The following is a 23,737-nucleotide window of genomic DNA, read 5'->3' on the forward strand; positions in this document are numbered from 1 at the left end:
TATTTTTGGGCGGCTGCCTGAAGATTACTCCACTAACAGCGATACCAGCGGGCTTCCTTCGCGCACAAAGACAGGAATGGTCTCCAGTGCGGCCTCAACGCGGATACGTTCACCTCCCGAATAGCGCTCCCCGTTCAGCGCGATCCACTGCTGGCCGGCAGGCAACCAAACCTCGCGCTGGCGTTGTCCGGCGTGCATCACCGGCGCGACCAGCAGGTCCTCCCCAAACAGATATTGATCTTCTATTTCCCAGCTCTGGGGCTGCTGCGGATAGTGCCAGAAGAGCGGGCGCATTAGCGGATCGCCGTGCTGATGGGCATTGTCATACAACTCATCAATATAAGGCCGCAATTTCTCGCGTACCGTCAGCCAGTGCTGCATGATGCTGAAGTTCGTTTCGCCATAACTCCACAGTTCGTTCGGTGAGCCACTGTTGCACTGAGGAATACCGTCGCGATAGCGCTCTGGCGGCTGGATTTGTGGCTCACGATAACCGTGCATCCGCAGAACCGGGCAGAAGACCGCCCACTGGAACCAGCGGATCAGCAGTTCATGAAACGCCGGATCGTTAACGTTGCCGCCCTGGAAGCCGCCGATATCGGTCGTCCACCAGGGGATACCCGCCAGACCCATATTGAGCCCTGCGGCGAGCTGATTGCGGAAGGCGTGGAATGATGAGTGCACATCGCCTGACCAGGCCAGCACGCCATAGCGCTGGCTGCCTGCCCATGAACAGCGCACCAGGTTAACAATATCCTCTTCGCCGTTGGCCTTCAGCCCCTCGTAGAACCCTTGCGCGAAGTCGCGTGGATAGCGGTTACCCACTTCCAGCACCGGGCCTGCGTGGTAACGATAGTTATCAAAGTCGTAGGCACGATACTCAGGCTCGGCCTCATCCAGCCAGAACAATTTGATACCCAGATCATAATAATTCTGTTTTACCGTATCCCAGACGAAGGCGCGCGCCTGGGGATGCGTCGCGTCAAAGAAGGTCGTGTTACCCATAAAGTCGAGATTTACCTGCACCCCGCGTTCGCTGGACACCAGCCAGCCTTTGGCTTTCATGTGGGGATAGAGCGGGCTACGTGCTTCAACCGTTGGCCAGACCGAGACCATCAGCTCAATGCCCAGGCCGTTAAGCTCTTCAACCATCGCTTTCGGATCGGGCCAGTCGACCGGATCAAAACACCAGGTCCCCTGATTCGGCCAGTGGAAGAAATCGATCACCATCACCGACAGCGGTAGGTTGCGGCGACGGTACTCACGGGCTACGTCCAGCACCTCCTGCTGGGTGCGATAGCGCAGTTTGCACTGCCATAATCCGCTGATAAATGCCGGGGCAGGCGGAGGTGTCCCCGTGGCCTTGACATACTGACGGGTAATGGCCTGGATGGAGTCCGCGGCGGTGATCCAGTAATCCATCTCGCCGGTCACGCGGGCGCGCCATTCGGTCTGGTTTTTGGCGAAACTGACCTCGCCGATGGCCGGGTTGTTCCAGAGCACGCCATAACCGAGGCTCGACTGCATAAAGGGAACGCTGGCCTGGGAGTTGCGCTGTGCCAGCTCAAGGGTGCAGCCTTTCAAATCCAGCCACGGCTGTTGGTACTGACCCATACCGTAAATCCGCTCATCAGGGCGCGACTCAAAACGGACGGCGAGCTGATATTTCCCGCCCGCAAGCGGTTTGAATTCACGGCCATCAAGCTTCAGCGCACTGACGTACTTATCCTGACTCTTTTCACTTGCCCCAATGCCTACCGTGGAGCGCTGACGCCACATCTCCTCCAGCAGCAACTCTCCGCGCTGGTTATAAAACGCCAGTTGCCCCTTCAGGTTGAGCACTGCGGTAATATTGCCATTACGCAGGGTCAGGATCTCGGGCTGGACGTTAATGTCAGCCGTAGACGGTGTCGCCGGCAGTAAGGCGTGATTTTCATCATTGAACGCCGGTGAACAGGTCGCTCTCACGCGCAGGCTGTGCTCTCCCCAGGGCTCTATACGTAAGATCTGACGCTCAAAACGCCACTCAATACTGTTGGTGTGTCGAATAAGTTCACTCATGAATGCTGCGTCCTTTTAAGAAAAAGTCTGTTTGGCGAGTTGGATGGATTTCATGGTACTGTCGTCGAGTTTGTACCAGCGCAGAGTCGCGAAGGCGGCCAGCGAAAGGATGCCCGGCACCACGGTAAAGAGGGCGATGATGCAGTACATGGCGGTAGAGGTCTGCTCCGGCGCATTCGCCACATAGCCGCTAAAGCCCAGCGTCCAGCCAACAATGGCGCCGCTGATGGCCATACCGAGTTTGAGCACCGCCAGGAAGGTCGAGAAGATAACCCCATCCATGCGCTTGCCCTGTTTCCATTCGCCGTAGTCGGCGACGTCGGCCATCATGACCCACATTAGCGTGGTGGTGGCCTGGTAGAGGGTAGAGATGATGAATGTCATTGGCACCAGCACCAGCACGGATTTTGGCGCGAAGAACAGGGCGATGCTCAGTACCCCGGCCAGCACCGCACAATAGCCGAACATTTGCACTTTGCTGTAGTCACGCGTTAGGCGTTTTGCCAGTGCGCTACCGGCGGCTTTACCCAGAATATGCGCCCCCAGCATCCACATAAAATAGCTGGCGCTGCCGAGATAATAGGTGACGAAATACATCATGGCGCCGAGGCGAATTACGCCGAAGCCGATGTTAGTCAATACCAGAACGGCCACAACGCGCCACTGATCGTTGCGTAACAAATCGCGTAATTCTGAGAGGTAATTATTATGAGTCGCGGGGGCATTAATCCTTTCCCGGGTATTGGCGAAGCAGATCCAGAACATGATGACCGCCACCGTCGCCATTATTCCCATGGCCCAGCGATAACCGACTAATTTGTCATCTCCGCCAATAAACTCGGCCAATGGCATCATAAAGAAAGTGGATAATGCGCCGCCCAGGGTGGCAAGGAAGAAGCGATAAGATTGCAGAGAAATACGCGCTTCGTTATCTGGCGTAATGACCGCCCCCATAGAGCAGTATGGAATATTAATGGCGGTGTACATCAGCATCATCAGGGTATAGCTGACGGTGGCGAAAATCATTTTACCATGAAGATCGAGCGATTCCGGTACCGCATAGGTCAGCAGGCAGCTGGCACCAAATGGCAGGGCCAGCCACAACATCCATGGTCGGAACTTACCCCAGCGGGTACGGGTGCGGTCAGCAATATATCCCATGGCCGGGTCAATGATGGCATCGGCGGTACGCGCCAGTAAAAACATGGTGCCAACAAAGGCAGCAGGCAGCCCGACCACATCGGTATAATAGAAGGTCAGAAAAATAATGACGTTATCCAGCCCTATATGGCTGGCCATATCGCCCAGCCCGTAGCTGATTTTTTCTTTACGGGTAATTTTTTCGGTCATTCTATTCCCCTGCCGGTAGGCGGTTTATTTGTTGTGATGTTCTGCAGCTTATGTTTTATCAGTAACGAATGTTTAACAATTACGAGATCTGGCATCGTAGTTATGGAAACTCATTTTCGTGATACCGGTAACAAATCACCCTGTAAGGGTTAGCGTTTATTTGAATTAAATGGTTTGAGAGGCTAGAGCTGTCTGAATCGTTTCAGTATGAAGATATTTATTTCTTACTAAAAATGTCATTGAAGTGTCATTTCTCCGGCGTAAAAACGAGTAAAACACGACGGGAGAATGATGATGAACGATCCTGCTTTTGGCGATGTAATTTATATTTCCGGCACCTTTTTCACCATTGTTTTTATTCTGGTCGCCTCGGTACTTTGGCTCGAAAAGCACGCGTAAATCCGTGACTCCGGGTCGTTAGAACCCCTTTTTCAACCCTTTTTTCACGCCGTTATTCTCCTCGTTTTTTATTGTTGCGCCCCGTTCCCCGCGGCACACTTTTTCATTCAGATCCCTGTGCCTGCCCATCTCTCCCACTCTCTGAACAAGGGATTTGTCTTCACGGCAGGACAGCAACACTCTTTTAAGTTTGGGTTCAGGAATGAATAAAGAACGCTTTGTCCTTCATCCGCTGGCGCTTGCGCTACTGGGCGCATTGTCATTTACTTCTCAGGCGGCTGAACGAACTACGGCCCCGCAGGTAAACGACGACGACGTCATCACCGTAACCGCGCCCGTGCTCTGCCCGCTGGAAGTGGTGACCTCGCCAAAAACGCCACGCCAGCCGGTGCCGGCCAGCGACGGTTCTGATTACCTCAAAACCATTCCCGGGTTTAGCCAGATCCGTAACGGAGGGAGCAACGGCGACCCGGTATTCCGCGGCATGTTTGGCTCACGCCTGCGCCTGTTGACCAATGACAGCGAGATGCTGGGAGCCTGTCCTTCGCGTATGGATGCGCCAAGCTCCTATATTTCGCCAGAAAGTTATGATCTGCTGACGGTGATCAAAGGGCCCGAAACCGTACTCTGGGGGCCGGGTAACTCTGCCGGAACGGTACGATTCGAACGTGAACCTCCGCGTTTCGATAAGGCCGGCATAAAGGGGGACGCCAGTTTGCTGGCCGCCTCTAACGATCGCTTCGATGAAAATGCCGACGTCAGCTTTGGCAACGATAAGGGCTACGTGCGCCTGACGGGGAATAATTCGAAAGCGGGGGATTACAAAGATGGCAATGGCGATCGCGTCGCCTCGAAGTGGGATAAATGGAACACCGATTTGGCCATCGGCTGGACGCCGGATGCGGACACGTTGCTGGAGTTGACCGCCGGGCAGGGCGATGGCGATGCCAGCTATGCCGGGCGTGGCATGGACGGCTCGCAATTCAAACGTGAAAGCCTGGGGCTGCGCTTCAAAAAAGAGAATATCGGCGAGGTCTTCGATTCGCTGGATATGAGCGCGTATTACAACTATGCCAACCACATTATGGATAACTACTCCATGCGTTCGCCGGGATCGCCCGCTTCAGGCACCATGCCGATGGGATCGATGGATATGTCGATGCCAATGGAAAAACAGGTCGATCGCCGGACGGTAGGGGGCAGGGTGATGGGAACCTGGCTGTGGTCTGATTATGAGCTGAAAAGCGGTCTCGATACGCAACTGAATACCCATCGCAGCAACGAAGATGATGAGGACGAAGGCTGGCAGGAAGATGCTCGCTTTCATGACTATGGTGCCTTTAGCGAACTGACGTGGAGTGCGACCGACCTCAGCAAAGTGATTGGCGGTGCGCGTCTGGATAAGGTGGAAGTGGATAACTTTACTGGCGTTGGTAGCAGCAGTCGGCAAGACACGCTTCCGGCCGGCTTCTTACGGGTTGAGCATAATCTCGGATCGCAGCCCGCGATGGTCTACGCCGGACTGGGCTACACCGAGCGTTTCCCGGATTACTGGGAACTCTTTTCACCCACCTATGGACCGGATGGCACCACGGATGTCTTTGATAATCTGAAACCGGAAAAAACCACCCAGCTTGATGTTGGGGCACAATACAAAGGGAAAAAAACGACCGGCTGGATCTCCGCCTATATCGGACGGATTAACGACTACATCCTCTTCCTGTACGATCCCGATGATAGCCACGTCAGCCAGGCAGATAACATTGATGCCACCATTATGGGGGGCGAAATGGGTGCCTCTTATCAGCTGAGCGATCGGTGGAAAACAGATGCCACCCTGAACTACGCCTGGGGGGAAAATACGGACGAACATCAGCCGCTGCCACAAATGCCACCGCTGGAAGCTCGCCTTGGCCTGACGTGGGAGAAAGGCGACTGGAGCTCTACAGGGCTGTTGCGTATGGTCAGCCCACAGCACCGGGTGGCGTTGAACGAGGGGAACGTGGTAGGCAAAGACTTTGATCAGAGTGCCGGGTTCGCCATTGTTTCCGCCAACGCTGCGTACAAGGTCAATAAATTCCTGAAACTCAGCAGTGGCGTTGATAATCTGCTGGATAAAAGTTACAGCGAACACCTTAACCTGGCGGGAAACAGTAGCTTCGGTTACTCCTCTGATACCCCTGTCAATGAGCCAGGGCGTACCTTCTGGGCCAAAATGAACGTTAAATTTTAAGCCTCTGCCCTCCGTCGCTATTATTTAATGGGACGTGAGGGCTATTAAATAGAATTAAACAGGTTGGCCTGTTTTAACTGATAATAATATCGTTGCTTGTTATATGCAGTTTAACGAATAACTAAATTTTCTTATTTAATAGGGAGTTTCTGTTTTTAATGCCGTTAATTTAGATATACTGACAAAAATAGATATTTAACATGGTATACTCTTTACAGGTTATTCTTTTGTTATGTGAAGGTTAATATGAACAGGAAGTTCAGAGATATCGACGCGACCGTGCGTGGACTCAATAGCGCAACTGATGCGCATTTTAAATGGCTGGTAAAAGTTCTCCGTTATGTAGCGAGTCGTGAGGGCGATTTACCTGAAATCACCTGCACCGACGCGCATCATCATTGTGAATTTGGACACTGGCTGAATGACAAATTGCTTGAGGAGCGAGAGGATAAAAACTTTCTCCTGGACATTAATAAACAGCATATTGTGATTCATTACGCCTGTCGTACCATGATTAATGAAATCATTGAAAACAAAGACGCTTCCAGTGCCTATGAGGACTTTGAAAACGCGCTGTTAGCCTTCACGGAATCTCTCACTCTTTTTAAAGTGCATCTTTTGCAGCTGCGCACAAGTTATGACGCACTCACAGGGTTACCTTTACGCCGCGTGCTTGATGAATCTTTCGCGAGCATGAATAAAGAGTTAAGCGATGATGGTCTTTATCTGTTGCTGCTTGATGTCGATCATTTCAAAAAAGTGAATGATGATTACGGCCATTTGAATGGCGATATTGTATTGCAATCATTGGCAACGCATCTTGATAACCACGTTCGCGCATCAGAGTCGGTATATCGCTACGGGGGGGAGGAGTTTATTATTCTGCTGCACGTCAGGGATGATAACGAAGCTATCGCAACGGCGGAACGACTCCGTCGACTGATTTCTGAAATGGTGATTGTCGCAGGGGAATATCATATCAATGTGACGTTCACCTCGGGATTAACCAGAATAAAGTATGGCGAACCCCTTCGGGAAGCGGTCGAGAGAGCAGATTTAGCTTTATATAAAGGCAAAGCCAGCGGCCGAAATTGTACGATGTTGATTAACACCCAGCGTGAAACGCAGAGATATAGCGATTAAAAAAGAACAGCCAGTTAGTAATAACTGGCTGTTTTGTTTAGCTGTTGCTGGTGGCCGATTGCTTATGGAAGAGCTCACGGAAGACAGGATAAATATCATCCTGGTCGCGGATATGCTGCATCGCGAAGTTTTCAAACGTCGCCTGCAGATGTTCATATTCACGCCACAGGGTCTGGTGTGCCCGACGAGTGATCTCAATATAGCTATAGTAGCGCACCACGGGCAGCAGTTTTTTCGCCAGGATCTCATGACACAGTGGTGAATCGTCTGCCCAGTTATCCCCATCGGAGGCCTGAGCCGCATAGATATTCCATTGTGCCGGGTCGTAGCGCTCTTTCACCACCTCGTCCATTAACTTCAGGGCACTGGAGACAATGGTGCCCCCTGTCTCTTGCGAGTAGAAGAACTCGTGTTCATCCACCTCTTTCGCCTGGGTGTGGTGACGAATATAGACCACCTCCACGTTTTTATAGGTTCTGCTCAGGAACAGATAGAGCAGAATATAAAAGCGTTTGGCCATATCCTTAGTGGTCTGATCCATCGAGCCGGAGACGTCCATCAGACAGAACATCACCGCCTGGCTTGAGGGCTCAGGGCGTTTTTCATAGTTCCTGTAACGCAAGTCGAAGGTGTCGATAAAGGGCACGCGTTCGATCTTAGCGCGTAACTCGGCAATCTCTTTGCGCAGACGCTCCTCTTCCAGCAGTTGCACAGGCTCGCTGTTTTCCACCGTTTGCAGGCTGGCTTCCAGTTCACGTAGCGCCCGACGTTTGCCCGCTGTCATGGCGGTCCGCCGCGCCAGCGAGTTCTGCAGCGAGCGCACCACGCTGATGTTTGCCGGTACGCCATTCGCGGTATAACCCGCGCGATGGGTTTTATACTCGGTTAACTGACGGTGCTGATTTTTCTTCAGATTTGGCAGGGCCAAATCTTCAAACAGCAGATCGAGATACTCATCTTTGGAGATCTGAAAAACGAATTCATCCTGTCCTTCACCATCCTGACTCGCCTGGCCCTGGCCGCTGCCAGAACCGCCACCGCCGCCCTGCGGACGCTCGATGCGGTCATTCTGGATAAAGTGATCGTTACCGGGATGTACGCGATGGCGTAAACCGCCGCGTCCCTGGTGAAACATTGGCTCGCTAATATCGTCCGTCGGAATAGAGACGGACTCGCCGCTATCGACATCGGTCACCGAACGCTTATTAATGGCCTCGGAGATCGACTGTTTGATTTGCGCTTTATAACGGCGCAAGAAGCGTTGGCGATTCACCGTGCTCTTGTTTTTGCCGTTAAGACGCCGGTCAATAAACCAGGTCATATGTCCCCCGTACTGCATTTGCCAACTTTGTACCCTTACGGGTATGCGCAGTTGCTGTTTGCCCGGCAGGCTTTCACCGCCGGGCAGCATTGTTATGATGATTTACGGACGCGGAGATACCATTCACACAGCAGGCGAACCTGCTTGCGGGTATAGCCTTTCTCCATCATACGGTCGACAAAGTCGTCGTGCTTTTTCTGCTCGTCGGTGGAAGTTTTGGCGTTAAACGAAATCACCGGCAGCAACTCCTCGGTATTAGAGAACATTTTCTTCTCAATGACCGTGCGCAGTTTTTCATAACTGGTCCAGTTGGGGTTGCGACCGTTGTTATTTGCCCGGGCACGCAGCACAAAGTTAACGATCTCATTACGGAAGTCTTTCGGGTTGCTGATCCCGGCAGGCTTCTCGATTTTTTCCAGCTCGGCGTTCAGCGATTCACGATCGAAGAGCTGACCGGTGTCCGGATCGCGGTACTCCTGATCCTGGATCCAGAAATCGGCATAGGTAACATAGCGGTCAAAAATGTTCTGGCCGTACTCGGAGTACGATTCCAGGTAGGCGGTCTGGATCTCCTTGCCAATGAATTCAGCATATTTCGGGATCAGATAACCTTTCAGGAACTCAAGGTAACGTTCGGCCTGCTCCTGCGGGAACTGCTCACGCTCAATTTGCTGCTCCAGAACATAGAACAGGTGTACCGGGTTTGCCGCCACTTCCGCATGGTCGAAGTTGAATACGCGAGAGAGGATCTTAAACGCGAAGCGCGTAGACAACCCGTTCATCCCTTCATCAACGCCCGCATAGTCGCGATACTCCTGGTAGGATTTCGCTTTCGGGTCAGTGTCTTTCAGGCTCTCACCATCGTACACGCGCATTTTTGAGTAGATGCTTGAGTTTTCAGGCTCTTTCAAACGCGACAAGATTGAGAAGCGTGACAGCGTTTCCAGGGTGCCAGGGGCGCAGGGCGCATGCACCAGCTCACTGTGATTCAGCAGTTTTTCGTAAATTTTGATCTCTTCTGAGATGCGCAGGCAATAAGGCACCTTGACGATGTAAACACGGTCAAGGAAGGCCTCATTGTTTTTGTTATTTCTGAACGTGACCCACTCCGATTCGTTCGAGTGCGCCAGAATAATGCCGTTGAACGGCAGGGCGGAGATGCCTTCAGTCCCGTTGTAGTTGCCTTCCTGCGTCGCGGTCAGCAGCGGGTGCAGCACTTTGATGGGGGCCTTAAACATCTCGACAAATTCCATCACCCCCTGGTTCGCCCGGCAGAGCGCGCCCGAGTAGCCGTACGCATCTGGATCGTTTTGGGCATGGTTTTCCAGTTTACGGATATCGACTTTACCGACCAGGGCAGAGATATCCTGGTTGTTCTCATCACCCGGTTCCGTCTTGGCGATAGCAATCTGTTCCAGAATGGACGGCCAGACTTTTACCACGCGGAATTTGGTAATATCGCCGCCAAATTCGTGCAGACGTTTTGCCGCCCAGGGTGACATGATGGTGCCCAGATAACGACGGGGAATGCCGTACTCTTTATCCAGGATCTGCGCATCTTCCTGCGGATTAAACAGACAGAGCGGGTGATCATTCACCGGGCTGCGCTCACCGTTAGCGCTCAGCACATAGATTGGCACCCGCTGCATTAATGATTTAAGACGTTCAGCCAGTGACGATTTACCGCCACCCACCGGCCCCAGCAGATACAGAATCTGTTTCTTCTCTTCCAGCCCTTGTGCCGCGTGCTTCAGATAAGAGACGATCTGCTCAATGGCATCCTCCATGCCATAAAACTCTTCGAACGCAGGATATCGGGCGACGACCCGATTGGAAAAAAGACGGGAAAGCCGTGGTTCCTGGGCAGTGTCCACCATCTGTGGCTCACCGATAGCCATCAATAGCCGTTCTGCCGCGTTAGCATAGGCACTGCGATCTTGCTTACAGATGGCAAGAAACTCCTGCAGTGTGAACTCTTCGTCCTTGGCAGCTTCATAGCGCTGGCGATAGTGATCGAATATATTCATGGCATGCCGTCCTTTCGTTTTTTAGCACAGGATAAGAGCCGTTCGTATGAATAGTGGAGGCTCCCGGAAGCGGGATCCTTTGCACCTCACTGCAAAAGCAGCAACCCGTGTGCCAGGTCGGGGGCTAAAACTGCGGGGTGGTCAGGAATTCATCTTCTTAAAATTAAGCGTAGATGGCATTTGCAAAACTTGCATGTCGCCCAAATCTAATTTCAATGACATATCAATAACTCATCCGAAAAATCAGCGATAATTTTTAAGTCAAACACACTTATTTCGCGGTTCTGTCATCGGAGTGACAATATTTCGTCATGTGCATCGCAGAAATTAATCTGTTTATCAGAAATATTCGTATGTAAAAAATTGGGAAAGCGCGCGAAGGGCGGTTAAACTCCTTTCGCGGATTATTTGACTACAGGAAAGAATGGATTGTGACCAAACTCAAACTTCTGGCACTGGGAATTCTCGCTGCCGCTTCAGTGGGTACCGCTAGCGCGGAGAATCAGTGGTCTGTCGGCGCAGGCGTCGGCGTGCTCAATAGCCCGTACAAAGACTATGACCGTGATGTCTATCCGGTACCGGTGATCACCTATGAAGGTGACAACTTCTGGTTCCGCGGTCTTGGCGGTGGCTATTATCTGTGGAATGACGAAAGCGATAAGCTCTCGATCATGGCTTACTACGATCCGATGCACTTCAAGCCGGGCGACAGCGACGACTGGCGACTGAAGCAGCTCGATAAACGTAAGAGCACCATGATGGCGGGTCTCTCCTACGTGCATAACACCCAGTATGGTTTCCTGCGTACCTCCCTGGCAGCTGACACGCTCGATAACAGCAACGGCTACATTTGGGATCTGGCCTGGTTGTATCGCTATACCAACGGCGGCCTGACGCTGACGCCGGGCATTGGCGTGGAGTACACCAGTGAAAACTACAATGACTACTACTATGGGGTGTCCCGTCGTGAGGCAAATCGTAGTGGGTTAAATCGCTACAATGCTGACGATGGCTGGAACCCGTACCTGGCGCTCACTGCCAGCTACGAATTCACTCAGGACTGGAATATCTACGGCACCGGCCGTTATACCCGTCTGAGCGACGAGATCAAGGACAGCCCGATGGTCGATAAATCCTGGGCAGGTGCGTTCTCTGTTGGGGTGACCTACAGTTTCTGATTGTGCATCTTCACAGTGCAATCACTGCATTACAACGGGGCGCTTGCGCCCCGTTTGCATTATGTTGGTGCGGTGAAACAGGAGAAACAGATGAGCAAAAAAACCGTTATGTTTGGCGAAAAAGAGACTCTGCCGGCCATTGGCCAGGGCACCTGGTATATGGGTGAGAAAAACAGCCTTCGTTCTCAGGAGGTCACTGCGCTGCGCACGGGCATCGAACTGGGCCTCACCCTGATCGATACCGCAGAAATGTACGCAGACGGCAAAGCAGAAGAGGTGGTTGGCGAAGCGATTAAAGGAGTGCGTGATAAAGTCTATCTGGTCTCCAAAGTCTATCCGTGGAACGCGGCAGGCCAGAAAGGGATGGCGGCCTGTGAAGCCAGCTTACGCCGCCTGGGTACGGACTACCTCGATCTCTATCTGCTGCACTGGCGAGGCGAGTACGGCCTGGAGGAGACCGTCCGGTTGATGGAGACCTTGCAGCGTCAGGGCAAAATTCGCCGCTGGGGTGTATCTAATCTGGATGTTGAAGATATGCAGGCGCTCTGGCAAGTGCCCGGAGGGCAGGCCTGCGCGACAAATCAGGTCCTCTATCATCTGGCTTCGCGAGGCATCGAATACGATCTTCTTCCCTGGTGTCAGCAACAGCAGATGCCGGTAATGGCTTACTGCCCCCTGGCTCAGGCCGGGCGATTACGTTCTGGATTAATGACGCATTCGGTGGTCAATGAGATAGCACAGCGTCATCGCGCCACGCCGGCGCAGATCCTGTTGGCATGGGTCATTAGTCATCAGGGGGTGATAGCGATTCCAAAAGCGGGCTCGCCGGAGCATGTCAGGGATAACGCGCAGGCATTAGAGATTACGCTCTCTGACGAAGAGATAGCTATGCTTGCGGACGCATTTCCGGCGCCTGGCCATAAAACGCCGCTGGATATGGTGTGATGGTAAAACGCCCCGCTCCCGTGGGGAGTGGGGCGGGCATCATTAGCGCTGAATGATGCTAATAGTTTGCCCCAGGCGAGAAGGCTTCTCTTCGCTGGTCTTCTGTGGTGATGTTACGCAGGCGGTTTCTACACAGACGAAGGTCTTATAACCCTCGTCCGGTACGTCGGCCATGCTCACAGAGAGCGCCGGGCCCGGGTTCCAGCCCACAACGTTGCTATGGTGATGGTGCACCACTTCGACGCTGCGGTTCAGCGCGGCGTCATGAATGACGCTGCACGCTTCCGGATGCAGATAAACGCGGTCGGTACGATCCGGGAAGGTCTGCACGCCGTCGCTCAGTTTGCCCTCTTTGGCGTTATCCACTTTGTCGATAAAGGTATCGCCCAATCCACTCACCTTGACCGCGCTGATGTCACCCACGTTGAAATAGGTGTGCAGGGCGCTGGTGGTTTCAAATTCGCCGTGGGCTTCCAGTTCGATTTCACAGGTTTTACCCAGCTTGAAGCGTGCATAGAGTGTGAAATCATGCGGCCAGAGCGCACGGGTCTCCTCATTTGCCTGCAGTTCAAACGTCAGTACCACTCCATTTTCATCGTCATTGTGCGCTTTCAAGGTCCACTGCTGATTACGGGCAAACCCGTGAGCAGGCAAACCTGACTGTGCCGCCGGACCAAACCACGGCCAGCAAATTGGCACACCGCCGCGGATCGCCGCCCCTTTTTTGAAAGAGGTGTTGTCGCTGAGCCACAGCGCTTCGGTTTGACCTTCTGGTTTCCAGGAGAGCAGGTGAGCGCCATTCAGCGCTACGGAGGCTTTTACGCGCGGGTGATCAACCACGATGATGTCGGCTCCGTCAATCTGACGGCGGGAAAGCACAGGGGTAAGTTCTTCGACTACCGGAAGTGCAAAAATTTTATTAATCATTAAGCAATCCTCTGTCTTGAAGCAATAAAAAAGGCGACCGAAGTCGCCTTTTGGATCAGTGTCTCATCTCAACTTATTTGGAGATGTGAGCGATCAGGTCCAGTACTTTGTTGGAGTAACCGGTTTCGTTGTCGTACCAGGATACCAGCTTAACGAAGTTGTCGTTCAGTGCGATACCTGCTTTAGCATCGAACACGGAAGTGCATACTTCGCCGTTGAAATCGGTAGAAACAACGTCATCTTCGGTGTAACCCAGAACGCCTTTCATTGCGCCTTCGGAAGCAGCTTTGATTGCTTTCTTAATTTCTTCATAAGAAGCAGCTTTTTCCAGACGAACGGTCAGGTCAACAACGGATACGTTAGGAGTCGGAACGCGGAACGCCATACCAGTCAGTTTGCCATTCAGTTCTGGCAGTACTTTACCTACCGCTTTAGCAGCACCGGTAGAGGATGGGATGATGTTCTGAGCCGCGCCACGGCCGCCACGCCAGTCTTTGTGAGACGGGCCGTCAACGGTTTTCTGAGTTGCGGTGGTCGCGTGAACGGTGGTCATCAGGCCTTCAACGATACCGAAGTTGTCGTTGATAACTTTCGCCAGCGGTGCCAGGCAGTTGGTGGTGCAGGATGCGTTGGAAACGATATCCTGGCCAGCGTAAGTTTCGAAGTTAGCACCACGTACGAACATTGGGGTGTTGTCTTTGGAAGGACCCGTCAGAACAACTTTTTTCGCGCCAGCGGTGATGTGCTTACGTGCAGTTTCGTCGGTCAGGAAGATACCAGTCGCTTCAGCAACCACGTCAACACCGATTTCGCTCCACTTCAGGTTAGCTGGATCTTTTTCAGCAGTAACACGGATGGTTTTGCCGTTAACAACCAGGTGGCCGTCTTTAACTTCAACAGTACCGTTGAAGCGACCGTGGGTTGAGTCGTACTTCAGCATGTACGCCATGTATTCAGCGTCCAACAGATCGTTGATACCAACGATTTCGATGTCAGAACGTTCCTGAGCAGCACGGAAAACAATGCGACCGATACGGCCAAAACCGTTGATACCTACTTTGATAGTCATATATTCCACCAGCTATTTGTTAGTGAATAAAAGGTTGCCTGTAAAATTACAAAAACCATACGCAGCGTCAAGCGGAATCGTGTCAATCATTGCGACAAATCAATCCTTCGCGCGACCTTTGGGCGATTGACTCGCCTAACATTCCCTCGGAGCTTGCAACCATATGGGGACTGCGCCGTGAATTTTAAAGGGCTGGCCGAAGAAAAATGTGGATTTGATCACATTTGGCCGACCGCCTTTTCGCAACGACTAAGTTTAGAACAAAAGTTCACACTTCAGTGTTAATGTTTTGTTAGAATCGACCTAAACGTTGTCTGTTTTCAATCGTGAGATATGAGCTTATGTCGAATCAATCCAACCCGGACGAACTGAAGAAAAATCTAACAGAAATGCAGTTCTATGTGACCCAGAACCACGGCACCGAGCCGCCATTCACCGGGCGTTTACTGCATAACAAACGTGATGGGATTTACCACTGCCTGGTGTGTGATGCCGCCCTGTTTAACTCTGAAAGTAAATATGATTCTGGCTGCGGTTGGCCAAGCTTCTATGAGCCCGTTAGCGATGAGGCAATCCGCTATCTGACCGACAACTCTCATGGTATGCAGCGCATCGAAATCCGCTGTGGAAATTGCGATGCCCACCTCGGTCATGTTTTCCCGGACGGCCCTCAGCCAACAGGGGAGCGTTTCTGCGTCAATTCTGCCTCGTTAAGCTTCACCGATGACCAGAATGGCGACCAGACTAAAGGTTGAAAAATCGATTCAGCAAATTATTCCACCGGAGCCGGGTAAATCATGAATATTGACGAGATGATTAGTGGGATGACAGAGGACGTTTATCAACGCCTGGTCACCGCCGTTGAGCTGGGAAAATGGCCTGATGGGGTGGCGCTGACCCCGGCCCAGAAAGAGAACAGCCTGCAGCTGGTTATGCTCTGGCAGGCACGGCATAACACCGACGCGCAACACATGACCATTGATACCCAGGGGCAGATGGTGATGAAGAGTAAACAACAGCTGAAGGAAGATTTTGGCATCGCGCCAAAATCGATTGCCATGTTCAAATCCTGATGGGTTTGTGCGTGCCGGGCGGTGAAAGTGCCGCCGCCCGGCAAAAGGATTACGCCTGTGTTTCTTGCCAGTCTTCCAGCGTATACAGGGTAGCACCGGCGGCGGCCATATCCATAAACGCCTGCGCGCTATCCTGAGGCTGAAGATTGACGCCGCGGCAGCCATCGGTAATCACGTTGACGGTGTATCCCAGCTGGAGTGCGTCCAGCACGGTAAATTTCACGCAATAATCTGTCGCCAGACCCAGCACAATAAGCTCAACGATTTCATGGTGACGCAGCCACGCATCCAGCGCCGTTTTCTGACGATGGCCGTTATCAAAGAATGCGCTATAACTGTCGATGGCCGGGTTTTCGCCTTTGTGGAACACCGCATCAATCGCTTTTTGGTTAAGCAAAGGGTGGAGCTCAGCGCCTTCGGTCTGCTGAACGCAGTGATCCGGCCAGAACGTCTGCGCCAGCCCGTCGAGTTCGCCCTGGCTATAAGGTTCAACGTCATGCTGGCTGGCAAAGCTACCGTGATTTTCCGGATGCCAGTCCTGGCTTGCCACCACGGCATCGCCGCGGGCTTTACACCACTCAATAAGCGTATTAGCGATATCAACAGTGCTATCGCCTTCTGCTACCGCCAGTGCGCCGCCTGCGCAAAAATCATTTTGCAGATCAACCAGTAATAAAGCTCGTTGCGTCATATTCATTCCTTAAAAGCAGCGTATTTATCATCTAATTTTAATGGTAAAGCGGGGCCATAGAATGCTATCCGGAGCATTCCTGGACGCCCGGGCATTAACGACAAAAGACGACAGGGACTCGTTTCGAGTAGAGAAACCAGGGCACTAAAACAATCAGGCTGAAAGAGGAGACCAGAAGCCAGAGCAGGTCGGCGAACTGCAGCGACATATCAAAGGCGATCCCGCTGTAGATGACCGAACCGGCGTTGATAACAAAATTACCCACGTAATAGGCAATCATGGCTTTTCGGGTTCGCTTACTTTTTCTGAAGAATTGCCAACAGGCGTTGCCCAGCAAAGTCAGATAGACAATGCTCGGCAGGGTTAACGCTGCAACAGCCAGCCCGACGTCATGGTCTTCACCCGTGAAAAAGAGCCACAGGAGTAACACGACCACCCAGGCGTTGAACGCCCCGGCGATGCAGGAAAGTATCAAACCGGCTGCAGGAAACAAGAGAAAACCGTCAATTTTGGTACTGTTGCTCATAAGCTCCCTCTCATGAGATAGCGGGCGAGGAGGGCAACGCCGTCACCCTCTCGTGCTTCCCAACCGACTCTATTCGTCTGGCGTCAGTTCGCCGCGCAGGTTCTGCATCATGGCGAGACGTATGGCGTGGATATCCAGATCCTGGCTCAGAAGGTAGTGCAATTTGGTAAGGGTGGCTTCCACCGTCATATCAAAGCCGCTGATCACCCCGGCATGAGCCAGCGCGTTACCCGTGGCGTATCCGCCCATATTGACCTTACCGGACATGCACTGCGTCAAATTCACCACCACAATGCCGCGTTCGCTTGCGGCCTGCAGCTCTTGCAGAAATTCACCATTCTGCGGAGCATTGCCCACCCCGTATGAACGCAGTATTAACGCTTTCACCGGCTGACGCAGAAAGTTTCGCACCACATCCGCCGAGATCCCCGGGTAGATCGTCACTACGCCAATCGGCTGCGGCGTAATCGGATGGACCACAAGTTCGCCCAGGGTATTTGGCGCAGGCGGGGTACCGAGGCGGCGAATATGAATACCCGCCTCCAGCAGCGGTTGCAGGTTAGGTGAGGCAAACGCATCGAAACCATCCGCGTGGGCTTTGGTGGTGCGGTTACCCCGGAAGAGGCGGTTATTAAAGAACAGCGCGACCTCGTTAATCGGGTAGTTCGCCGCTACGTACAGGGAGTTCAGCAGATTGATCTGCCCGTCAGAGCGCAGCTCGGCCAGCGGGATTTGCGAGCCGGTCACAATCACGGGCTTACCCAGGTTCTCCAGCATAAAAGAGAGCGCCGAGGCGGTAAACGCCATAGTGTCGGTGCCATGCAGGATCACGAAGCCGTCATACAGATCGTAATGAGCTTTAATATCGTCGGCGATATGCTGCCAGTCCTCTGGCGTCATATCGGAGGAGTCCATTAGCGGGTCATACTCGTGAATGGTGAAGTCTGGCATCTCCGGGCGATGAAACTCCGGCATCAGCGCCAGCTGGCGTTGCAGATGACCCGAGACCGGGATGTAACCATTTTCAGAGCGCTGCATACCGATGGTACCGCCGGTATAAGCCACGTAGATCGATTTCTTGTGCATGATGTTGTGTTCTTGGCTTCAAAGAAAAATCCCCTCTTCACGGAAGAGGGGATGAGGATTAACGCATGTTGGCGCAGGTTAGACAGAACGCGTAACGATTTTGTGGATCGTTAAAGGCCGCGAGCTTATCGCTTTCACCTTTTACCACGCTGGCCGCCGAGGCCAGCGGTGCCGGCAGCATCGCCTGTAGCGCCTGCGGCAACATGGCACGCACCGAGCCTGACATGCTGTTCACGACCACGTCGAAGAACGTAGGTTCGTCCTGATAGTAGTCCACATGCCACTGCTTCAGCTTCGCCAGTTCAGCCGCTTTCGCGACGGCATCGTCGAAATCGCCGAGGCTATCAACCAGACCGTTCTTTTTGGCATCCTGACCGGTCCAGACGTGACCCTGGGCAATCTGATCGATCTGCTCCGGCGTCTTCTTGCGCGAGTCGGCAACCAGCGTAATAAAGCGCTTGTAACCATTCTCAATGCTGAGCTGCATCATCTGCGACACTTCTGGCGGCAGCGCTTTGGTTACCGCGACATCTGCCAGCGGTGAGGTGGCTACGCCGTCGGTATGCACGCCCAGATAATCCAGGCTGTTCTCCATGGTGTTGATGACCCCGAAGATACCGATAGAGCCGGTCAGGGTGCTCGGGTTCGCCACGATGTAGTTCGCTGGCGTGGAGATCCAGTAACCGCCAGAGGCCGCCATACCGCCCATCGATACGACCACCGGTTTACCCGCCGCGCGCGCCGCAGCCAGCTCGGCGCGGATCACCTCAGAAGCGCTGACGCTGCCGCCCGGGCTATTAACCCGCAGAACAATCGCTTTCACTTTTGGATCGAGGCGTGCATCGCGGATCTGCGAAGCGGTAGTATCACCGCCCACGTTACCCGGCGTCTCTTCCCCGTCCATGATGGCGCCGTTAGCAAACACCACCGCAATACTGTCTCCAGCATCGGCCGATTTGTTCGGCTGGTAATCATAGAAGCTGATGGCGCTGAAGTTTTTGTCCTCTTTGCTCCAGCCAAACTGTTTGGTCAGGGCTTTTTCGATGTCGGCGCTGGAGCCGAGCACATCAACCAGTTTGTTATTCAGGGCATATTTCGCCGTGTCGCCATCGACCTTACGCAGGCCATCAAGCACCGCCTGTGCGCCCGGGAAAAGCTGTTCAGGCGTGATCTGGCGGTTAGCGGCCACGGTGCCGAGATAGTTCTGCCACAGTTCGCCAATCCAGCGGCTGTCAGCCTCGCGGGCGGCAGGGGACATATCATCGCGAATAAACGGCTCAACGGCCGATTTATAGGTGCCAACACGGAAGACATGGGTGGTGACTTTCAGCTTATCCAGCAGCGATTTGTAATAAAGGCCATTGGTCGCAAAGCCATGCAGGTCCACGGTGCCTTGTGGCGAGAGCCAAATTTTATTGGCGAAACTGGCCAGATAATATTGCCCCTGACTGTAATTATCGCCCACAGCGATCACCGGTTTGCCGCTGTCGCGGAACTCGCGTAGCGCTTTACCAATGTACTGCATGGAAGGCTGGTCGGCCCCCGCGAAGTTTCTCAGGTCGAGAACGATCCCGGTGATGTTACGATCTGCTTTCGCCTGGCGAATCGCGTCGACGATGTCAAACAGCGAATTCTCCTGCAGACGATCGCTGCTGGCACCAAACAGCTGGCGACCCAGCACGCCGAGTCGGTTGTTGGTAGAAGGTTTATCGACCACCACCCCTGCAATATCCAGCAGCAGCGCACCGCGCGTAGCATGCTGACTTTGACTGGTGCTGCTTATATGCATCCAGACGCCAACGCAAACCATCACCAGCAAGATGAAAAAGAGGTTCATGACCAGCTGACGGACGAAATTCAGCAGCCGCCACGTCCATTTAAAAAATCCGGCAAAAAAACGCCAAAGGGTTCGCATCTCTTCTCCCTGTCCAAAAATTACCCGGCCCGTCGCCATGGACGGGTTGTCGGGCTATCGTAATGACCCAACTGCCTCTTGTCAGCAGGAATCGCCTGCCACGCTGTAACAAAATCTGCTGTCGTGTTAATTTTGAGTAAATCCGTAGACAGGAGTTACCCCATGGATGCACTAGAACTGCTGGTTAACCGCCGCAGCGCCTCACGCCTTACTGAGCCCGCTCCCGCTGGTGAACAGCTGGAAAATATCCTTCGCGCAGCCTTGCGCGCGCCCGATCACGGTACGTTACAGCCGTGGCACTTCTTTATCATAGAAGGTGAAGGCCGCACGCGTTTCAGCGCGCTGCTGGAAAAGGGGGCTATTGCCGCTGAGCAGGATGAAAAAGCGATCGAGAAAGCGCGAAATGCGCCATTCCGCGCGCCGATGATCATCGCCGTGGTCGCTAAATGTCAGCCGAATCACAAAGTTCCCGTCTGGGAGCAGGAGATGTCCGCCGGATGCGCGGTCATGGCAATGCAGATGGCTGCCCTCGCGCAGGGCTTCAATGGTATCTGGCGCAGCGGGGCATTAACCGACAGCCCGGTGGTACGGGATGCGCTTGATTGCAGAACAGAAGATAAAATCGTCGGTTTCCTCTATCTCGGTACGCCGCAGTTGAAAGCGTCCACCACCGTCTCAGTGCCCGATACCTCGCCGTTCGTCACCCGCTTCTGACGACCGGGGCTAAACTGTCTGGATTCTGTGCAAGTGCACCAGAATTCAGACACCCATACTTACCCCGTAATGGAATGAGCGTTAACATAACGCAATTGCAATGACAGGAGATGTCCATGAGCGAGCAAACCATTCGTTTAACGCAATACAGCCACGGAGCCGGTTGCGGTTGTAAAATTTCCCCCAAAGTGCTGGAGACCATTCTTCACAGCGAGCAGGCGAAGTTTGTCGACCCGAACCTGCTTGTTGGCAACGAAACCCGTGACGACGCCGCCGTTTACGATTTAGGCAACGGGACCAGCATCATCAGTACCACCGATTTCTTTATGCCGATTGTCGACAACCCGTACGACTTTGGCCGCATCGCCGCCACCAACGCCATCAGCGATATCTTCGCGATGGGGGGTAAACCCATTATGGCGATTGCCATTCTTGGCTGGCCCATTAATACCCTGGCACCGGAAATTGCCCGCGAGGTGATTGAGGGCGGGCGTTTTGCTTGCCAGCAGGCGGGCATTGCGCTGGCAGGCGGCCACTCTATCGACGCACCAGAGCCTATCTTTGGCCTGGCGGTGACCGGCGTGGTGCCCACCGAACGCGTTAAACGCAACAGTACCGCCGAGCCCGGCTGCAAACTCTATCTGACCAAGCCGCTGGGGATTGGCGTGCTCACCACCGCGGAGAAGAAATCTCTGCTCAAGCCTGAACATAAAGGCCTGGCGGCGGAAGTGATGTGTCAGATGAACCTCGCCGGGGCGGCTTTTGCCAACATTGATGGTGTGAAGGCGATGACGGACGTCACCGGCTTTGGCCTGCTTGGCCACCTGAGCGAGGTGTGTCAGGGAGCGGGCGTGCAGGCGCAACTCTGGTATCAGGATGTGCCGAAACTGCCGGGTGTCGAAGCATATATTGCCCAGGGGGCGGTGCCGGGTGGCACCCAGCGCAACTTTGCCAGCTACGGTCATCTGATGGGCGAGATGCCCGCCGAGTGGCGTGATCTGCTGTGCGATCCGCAAACCTCTGGCGGTCTGCTGCTGGCGGTAACGCCAGAGGCCGAAGCCGAAGTGAAAGCCACCGCCGCGGAATACGGCATCAACCTGAGCGCCATCGGCGAACTGGTCACGGCTCGTGGTGGACGGCCAATGATCGAGATCCAGTAATTCGATGCGGTTATTTATTGCCGAAAAACCGAGTCTCGGTCGCGCCATCGCCGATGTGTTGCCTAAACCGCACCGCAAAGGCGATGGTTTTATTGAGTGTGGTAATGGGCAGGTGGTGACCTGGTGTATCGGCCACCTGCTGGAGCAGGCGCAGCCCGATGCCTACGACAGCCGTTATGCCCGCTGGAATCTTAACGACCTGCCCATCGTGCCGGAAAAATGGCAGCTTCAGCCGCGCCCGTCGGTAACTAAACAGCTCAATGTGATTAAGCGCTTCTTGCACGATGCGGCGGAAATCATTCACGCCGGTGACCCGGACAGGGAAGGGCAGTTGCTGGTGGATGAGGTGCTGGACTACCTGCAACTGGCACCAGAAAAGCGTCAGCAGGTGCAGCGCTGTCTGATTAACGATCTCAACCCGCAGGCGGTCGAGCGCGCCATCTCGCGGCTGCGCGCCAATAGCGAGTTTGTCCCGCTCTGCGTCTCGGCGCTTGCCCGGGCGCGCGCCGACTGGCTGTACGGCATTAATATGACCCGCGCCTACACCATTCTTGGACGCAATGCAGGTTATCAGGGGGTGCTCTCCGTGGGCCGCGTCCAGACGCCGGTCCTGGGGCTGGTGGTGCGTCGTGACGAAGAGATCGAAAACTTCGTTGCCAAAGATTTCTTTGAAGTGAAAGCGCATATCGTTACCCCGAAAGAGGAGCGCTTTACCGCGACCTGGCAACCCAGCGAAGCCTGCGAACCCTATCAGGATGAAGAGGGGCGTTTGCTTCATCGTCCGCTCGCAGATCACGTCGTGAACCGTATCGGCGGGCAACCGGCAGTCGTGACCAGCTATAACGATAAACGGGAATCAGAACCGGCACCGCTGCCGTTTTCGCTCTCAGCGCTGCAGATTGAAGCGGCGAAACGCTTTGGCCTGAGCGCGCAAAACGTGCTCGATATCTGCCAGAAGTTGTACGAAACCCATAAATTGATAACTTATCCGCGTTCTGACAGCCGATACCTGCCCGAGGAGCATTTTGCCGGGCGGCACGCGGTGATGAACGCCATCGGTGCGCATGCGCCGGAGTTATCAGGCCAGCCTGTCGTTAACGCAGATACCCGCAACCGCTGCTGGGATGACAAAAAAGTCGATGCCCACCACGCCATTATTCCGACGGCGCGCAGTAGCAAGGTCACGCTGACGGACAACGAAGCGAAAGTGTACAACCTGATTGCCCGCCAGTATCTGATGCAGTTCTGCCCTGATGCGGTATTCCGCAAGTGCGTCATTGAGCTGGAGATCGCCAAAGGCAAATTCGTGGCCAAAGCGCGTTTCCTGGCCGAAGCCGGATGGCGGACGCTGCTGGGCAATAAAGAGCGCGATGAAGAGAACGACGGTACGCCGCTGCCGGTGGTGGCAAAAGAGGACGAACTGCTCTGTGAGAAAGGCGAAGTTGTTGAGCGCCAGACGCAGCCGCCGCGTCACTTTACCGATGCGACGTTGCTCTCGGCCATGACCGGTATTGCCCGCTTTGTGCAGGACAAAGATCTGAAGAAGATCCTGCGCGCGACGGATGGATTAGGTACCGAAGCTACCCGCGCCGGGATCATCGAGCTGCTGTTCAAACGGGGTTTTTTGATCAAGAAAGGGCGCTACATTCACTCCACCGATCCGGGACGGGCGCTGATCCACTCGCTGCCTGAACTGGCCGCACGGCCGGATATGACAGCCCACTGGGAGTCGGTACTGACGCAAATCAGTGAGAAGCAGTGCCGTTATCAGGACTTTATGCAGCCGCTGGTGGGCACCCTGTTTGATTTGATTAACCAGGCGAAGAGTACCCCGGTCAGGCAGTTCAGGGGGATGTCAGCGCCAGGTGGCGGCAACAAGAAACCCTTTAAAAAAAAGCGCAGCGCAGCATAAAAAAGGC

General features: G+C 53.8%; 20 protein-coding genes. 10 read left to right on the forward strand and 10 right to left on the reverse strand.

What is annotated here, in order from left to right:
* Nucleotides 1-24: 24 nt before the first annotated feature.
* Nucleotides 25-2,061: a glycoside hydrolase family 31 protein gene (locus WFN75_RS04540; RefSeq protein WP_336995666.1), complete on the reverse strand. Its 2,037-nt coding sequence runs from the start codon at nucleotides 2,059-2,061 to the stop codon at nucleotides 25-27.
* Nucleotides 2,062-2,076: 15 nt separating this feature from the next.
* Entirely contained in the window at nucleotides 2,077-3,411 is a 1,335-nt protein-coding gene (locus WFN75_RS04545; RefSeq protein ID WP_046885880.1) for a glycoside-pentoside-hexuronide (GPH):cation symporter, read from the reverse strand.
* Nucleotides 3,412-3,705: 294 nt separating this feature from the next.
* On the opposite strand from WFN75_RS04545, the gene yoaI reads away from it, so the two are divergent.
* The 3 genes from yoaI (at nucleotide 3,706) to WFN75_RS04560 (ending at nucleotide 7,186) form a co-directional block, all read left to right on the forward strand.
* Complete coding sequence (gene yoaI / locus WFN75_RS04550) at nucleotides 3,706-3,810, forward strand: small membrane protein YoaI (protein WP_281064309.1); 105 nt, start codon at nucleotides 3,706-3,708, stop codon at nucleotides 3,808-3,810.
* A 202-nt stretch (nucleotides 3,811-4,012) separates the two neighbouring features.
* On the forward strand, nucleotides 4,013-6,043 hold the full coding sequence (locus tag WFN75_RS04555; protein ID WP_336995667.1) for a TonB-dependent copper receptor: 2,031 nt from the start codon (nucleotides 4,013-4,015) through the stop codon (nucleotides 6,041-6,043).
* Nucleotides 6,044-6,289: 246 nt separating this feature from the next.
* Nucleotides 6,290-7,186 carry a diguanylate cyclase gene (locus tag WFN75_RS04560; protein WP_336995668.1) on the forward strand — a complete coding sequence of 299 codons (897 nt, stop codon included), beginning with the start codon at nucleotides 6,290-6,292 and terminating at the stop codon, nucleotides 7,184-7,186.
* 37 nt (nucleotides 7,187-7,223) lie between these two features.
* Here WFN75_RS04560 and WFN75_RS04565 read toward each other — a convergent pair whose 3' ends face one another.
* Both WFN75_RS04565 and yeaG read right to left on the reverse strand, forming a co-directional pair.
* On the reverse strand, nucleotides 7,224-8,507 hold the full coding sequence (locus tag WFN75_RS04565; RefSeq protein WP_040076058.1) for a YeaH/YhbH family protein: 1,284 nt from the start codon (nucleotides 8,505-8,507) through the stop codon (nucleotides 7,224-7,226).
* A 92-nt stretch (nucleotides 8,508-8,599) separates the two neighbouring features.
* A complete protein-coding gene (gene yeaG / locus WFN75_RS04570; RefSeq protein WP_046885883.1) occupies nucleotides 8,600-10,534 on the reverse strand; it encodes a protein kinase YeaG in 1,935 nt (644 codons plus the stop codon).
* Between the two features lie 431 nt (nucleotides 10,535-10,965).
* On the opposite strand from yeaG, the gene WFN75_RS04575 reads away from it, so the two are divergent.
* On the forward strand, nucleotides 10,966-11,712 hold the full coding sequence (locus tag WFN75_RS04575; RefSeq protein WP_046885884.1) for a MipA/OmpV family protein: 747 nt from the start codon (nucleotides 10,966-10,968) through the stop codon (nucleotides 11,710-11,712).
* A gap of 90 nt (nucleotides 11,713-11,802) precedes the next feature.
* Nucleotides 11,803-12,657, forward strand: coding sequence for an aldo/keto reductase (locus WFN75_RS04580; protein WP_336995669.1), 855 nt, complete (start codon nucleotides 11,803-11,805; stop codon nucleotides 12,655-12,657).
* Between the two features lie 42 nt (nucleotides 12,658-12,699).
* On the opposite strand, the gene WFN75_RS04585 is transcribed toward WFN75_RS04580, so the two are convergent.
* Both WFN75_RS04585 and gapA read right to left on the reverse strand, forming a co-directional pair.
* On the reverse strand, nucleotides 12,700-13,584 hold the full coding sequence (locus tag WFN75_RS04585) for a D-hexose-6-phosphate mutarotase (protein WP_046885886.1): 885 nt from the start codon (nucleotides 13,582-13,584) through the stop codon (nucleotides 12,700-12,702).
* Nucleotides 13,585-13,657: 73 nt separating this feature from the next.
* Nucleotides 13,658-14,653, reverse strand: coding sequence for a glyceraldehyde-3-phosphate dehydrogenase (gapA, locus tag WFN75_RS04590; RefSeq protein WP_336995670.1), 996 nt, complete (start codon nucleotides 14,651-14,653; stop codon nucleotides 13,658-13,660).
* Between the two features lie 341 nt (nucleotides 14,654-14,994).
* On the opposite strand from gapA, the gene msrB reads away from it, so the two are divergent.
* Nucleotides 14,995-15,408 carry a peptide-methionine (R)-S-oxide reductase MsrB gene (gene msrB, locus WFN75_RS04595; RefSeq protein WP_040076050.1) on the forward strand — a complete coding sequence of 138 codons (414 nt, stop codon included), beginning with the start codon at nucleotides 14,995-14,997 and terminating at the stop codon, nucleotides 15,406-15,408.
* A 42-nt stretch (nucleotides 15,409-15,450) separates the two neighbouring features.
* Nucleotides 15,451-15,726, forward strand: a complete 276-nt coding sequence (locus WFN75_RS04600; protein ID WP_040076049.1) for a YeaC family protein — start codon at nucleotides 15,451-15,453, stop codon at nucleotides 15,724-15,726.
* Nucleotides 15,727-15,775: 49 nt separating this feature from the next.
* Here the strand turns inward: WFN75_RS04600 and pncA are convergent, their stop codons facing one another.
* The 4 genes from pncA to sppA form a co-directional block, all read right to left on the reverse strand.
* A complete protein-coding gene (gene pncA, locus WFN75_RS04605; protein ID WP_212477915.1) occupies nucleotides 15,776-16,417 on the reverse strand; it encodes a bifunctional nicotinamidase/pyrazinamidase in 642 nt (213 codons plus the stop codon).
* A gap of 94 nt (nucleotides 16,418-16,511) precedes the next feature.
* Nucleotides 16,512-16,943, reverse strand: coding sequence for a DUF2569 family protein (locus WFN75_RS04610; RefSeq protein WP_336995671.1), 432 nt, complete (start codon nucleotides 16,941-16,943; stop codon nucleotides 16,512-16,514).
* Nucleotides 16,944-17,012: 69 nt separating this feature from the next.
* Complete coding sequence (gene ansA / locus WFN75_RS04615; RefSeq protein ID WP_040076047.1) at nucleotides 17,013-18,029, reverse strand: asparaginase; 1,017 nt, start codon at nucleotides 18,027-18,029, stop codon at nucleotides 17,013-17,015.
* A 58-nt stretch (nucleotides 18,030-18,087) separates the two neighbouring features.
* A complete protein-coding gene (gene sppA / locus WFN75_RS04620; RefSeq protein ID WP_336995672.1) occupies nucleotides 18,088-19,944 on the reverse strand; it encodes a signal peptide peptidase SppA in 1,857 nt (618 codons plus the stop codon).
* A 162-nt stretch (nucleotides 19,945-20,106) separates the two neighbouring features.
* Here sppA and WFN75_RS04625 point away from each other — a divergent pair, with 162 nt between their 5' ends.
* The 3 genes from WFN75_RS04625 to WFN75_RS04635 all read left to right on the forward strand — a co-directional run bounded on the left by WFN75_RS04625 (nucleotide 20,107) and on the right by WFN75_RS04635 (nucleotide 23,730).
* Entirely contained in the window at nucleotides 20,107-20,658 is a 552-nt protein-coding gene (locus WFN75_RS04625) for an NAD(P)H nitroreductase (RefSeq protein WP_212477918.1), read from the forward strand.
* A 116-nt stretch (nucleotides 20,659-20,774) separates the two neighbouring features.
* Complete coding sequence (selD, locus tag WFN75_RS04630) at nucleotides 20,775-21,818, forward strand: selenide, water dikinase SelD (protein WP_046885890.1); 1,044 nt, start codon at nucleotides 20,775-20,777, stop codon at nucleotides 21,816-21,818.
* 4 nt (nucleotides 21,819-21,822) lie between these two features.
* A complete protein-coding gene (locus tag WFN75_RS04635; protein ID WP_336995673.1) occupies nucleotides 21,823-23,730 on the forward strand; it encodes a DNA topoisomerase III in 1,908 nt (635 codons plus the stop codon).
* Nucleotides 23,731-23,737 lie beyond the last annotated feature (7 nt).

This window comes from Leclercia sp. UBA7405, assembly GCF_037152215.1.
Lineage (GTDB): Bacteria > Pseudomonadota > Gammaproteobacteria > Enterobacterales > Enterobacteriaceae > Enterobacter > Enterobacter pneumoniae.

Coding starts and splice junctions, on each gene's coding strand:
- WFN75_RS04540 (WP_336995666.1), bottom strand. CDS start 2,061: ATGAGTGAACTTATTCGACACACCAACAGTATTGAGTGGCGTTTTGAG.
- WFN75_RS04545 (WP_046885880.1), bottom strand. CDS start 3,411: ATGACCGAAAAAATTACCCGTAAAGAAAAAATCAGCTACGGGCTGGGC.
- yoaI (WP_281064309.1), top strand. CDS start 3,706: ATGAACGATCCTGCTTTTGGCGATGTAATTTATATTTCCGGCACCTTT.
- WFN75_RS04555 (WP_336995667.1), top strand. CDS start 4,013: ATGAATAAAGAACGCTTTGTCCTTCATCCGCTGGCGCTTGCGCTACTG.
- WFN75_RS04560 (WP_336995668.1), top strand. CDS start 6,290: ATGAACAGGAAGTTCAGAGATATCGACGCGACCGTGCGTGGACTCAAT.
- WFN75_RS04565 (WP_040076058.1), bottom strand. CDS start 8,507: ATGACCTGGTTTATTGACCGGCGTCTTAACGGCAAAAACAAGAGCACG.
- yeaG (WP_046885883.1), bottom strand. CDS start 10,534: ATGAATATATTCGATCACTATCGCCAGCGCTATGAAGCTGCCAAGGAC.
- WFN75_RS04580 (WP_336995669.1), top strand. CDS start 11,803: ATGAGCAAAAAAACCGTTATGTTTGGCGAAAAAGAGACTCTGCCGGCC.
- WFN75_RS04585 (WP_046885886.1), bottom strand. CDS start 13,584: ATGATTAATAAAATTTTTGCACTTCCGGTAGTCGAAGAACTTACCCCT.
- gapA (WP_336995670.1), bottom strand. CDS start 14,653: ATGACTATCAAAGTAGGTATCAACGGTTTTGGCCGTATCGGTCGCATT.
- msrB (WP_040076050.1), top strand. CDS start 14,995: ATGTCGAATCAATCCAACCCGGACGAACTGAAGAAAAATCTAACAGAA.
- WFN75_RS04600 (WP_040076049.1), top strand. CDS start 15,451: ATGAATATTGACGAGATGATTAGTGGGATGACAGAGGACGTTTATCAA.
- pncA (WP_212477915.1), bottom strand. CDS start 16,417: ATGACGCAACGAGCTTTATTACTGGTTGATCTGCAAAATGATTTTTGC.
- WFN75_RS04610 (WP_336995671.1), bottom strand. CDS start 16,943: ATGAGCAACAGTACCAAAATTGACGGTTTTCTCTTGTTTCCTGCAGCC.
- ansA (WP_040076047.1), bottom strand. CDS start 18,029: ATGCACAAGAAATCGATCTACGTGGCTTATACCGGCGGTACCATCGGT.
- sppA (WP_336995672.1), bottom strand. CDS start 19,944: ATGCGAACCCTTTGGCGTTTTTTTGCCGGATTTTTTAAATGGACGTGG.
- WFN75_RS04625 (WP_212477918.1), top strand. CDS start 20,107: ATGGATGCACTAGAACTGCTGGTTAACCGCCGCAGCGCCTCACGCCTT.
- selD (WP_046885890.1), top strand. CDS start 20,775: ATGAGCGAGCAAACCATTCGTTTAACGCAATACAGCCACGGAGCCGGT.
- WFN75_RS04635 (WP_336995673.1), top strand. CDS start 21,823: ATGCGGTTATTTATTGCCGAAAAACCGAGTCTCGGTCGCGCCATCGCC.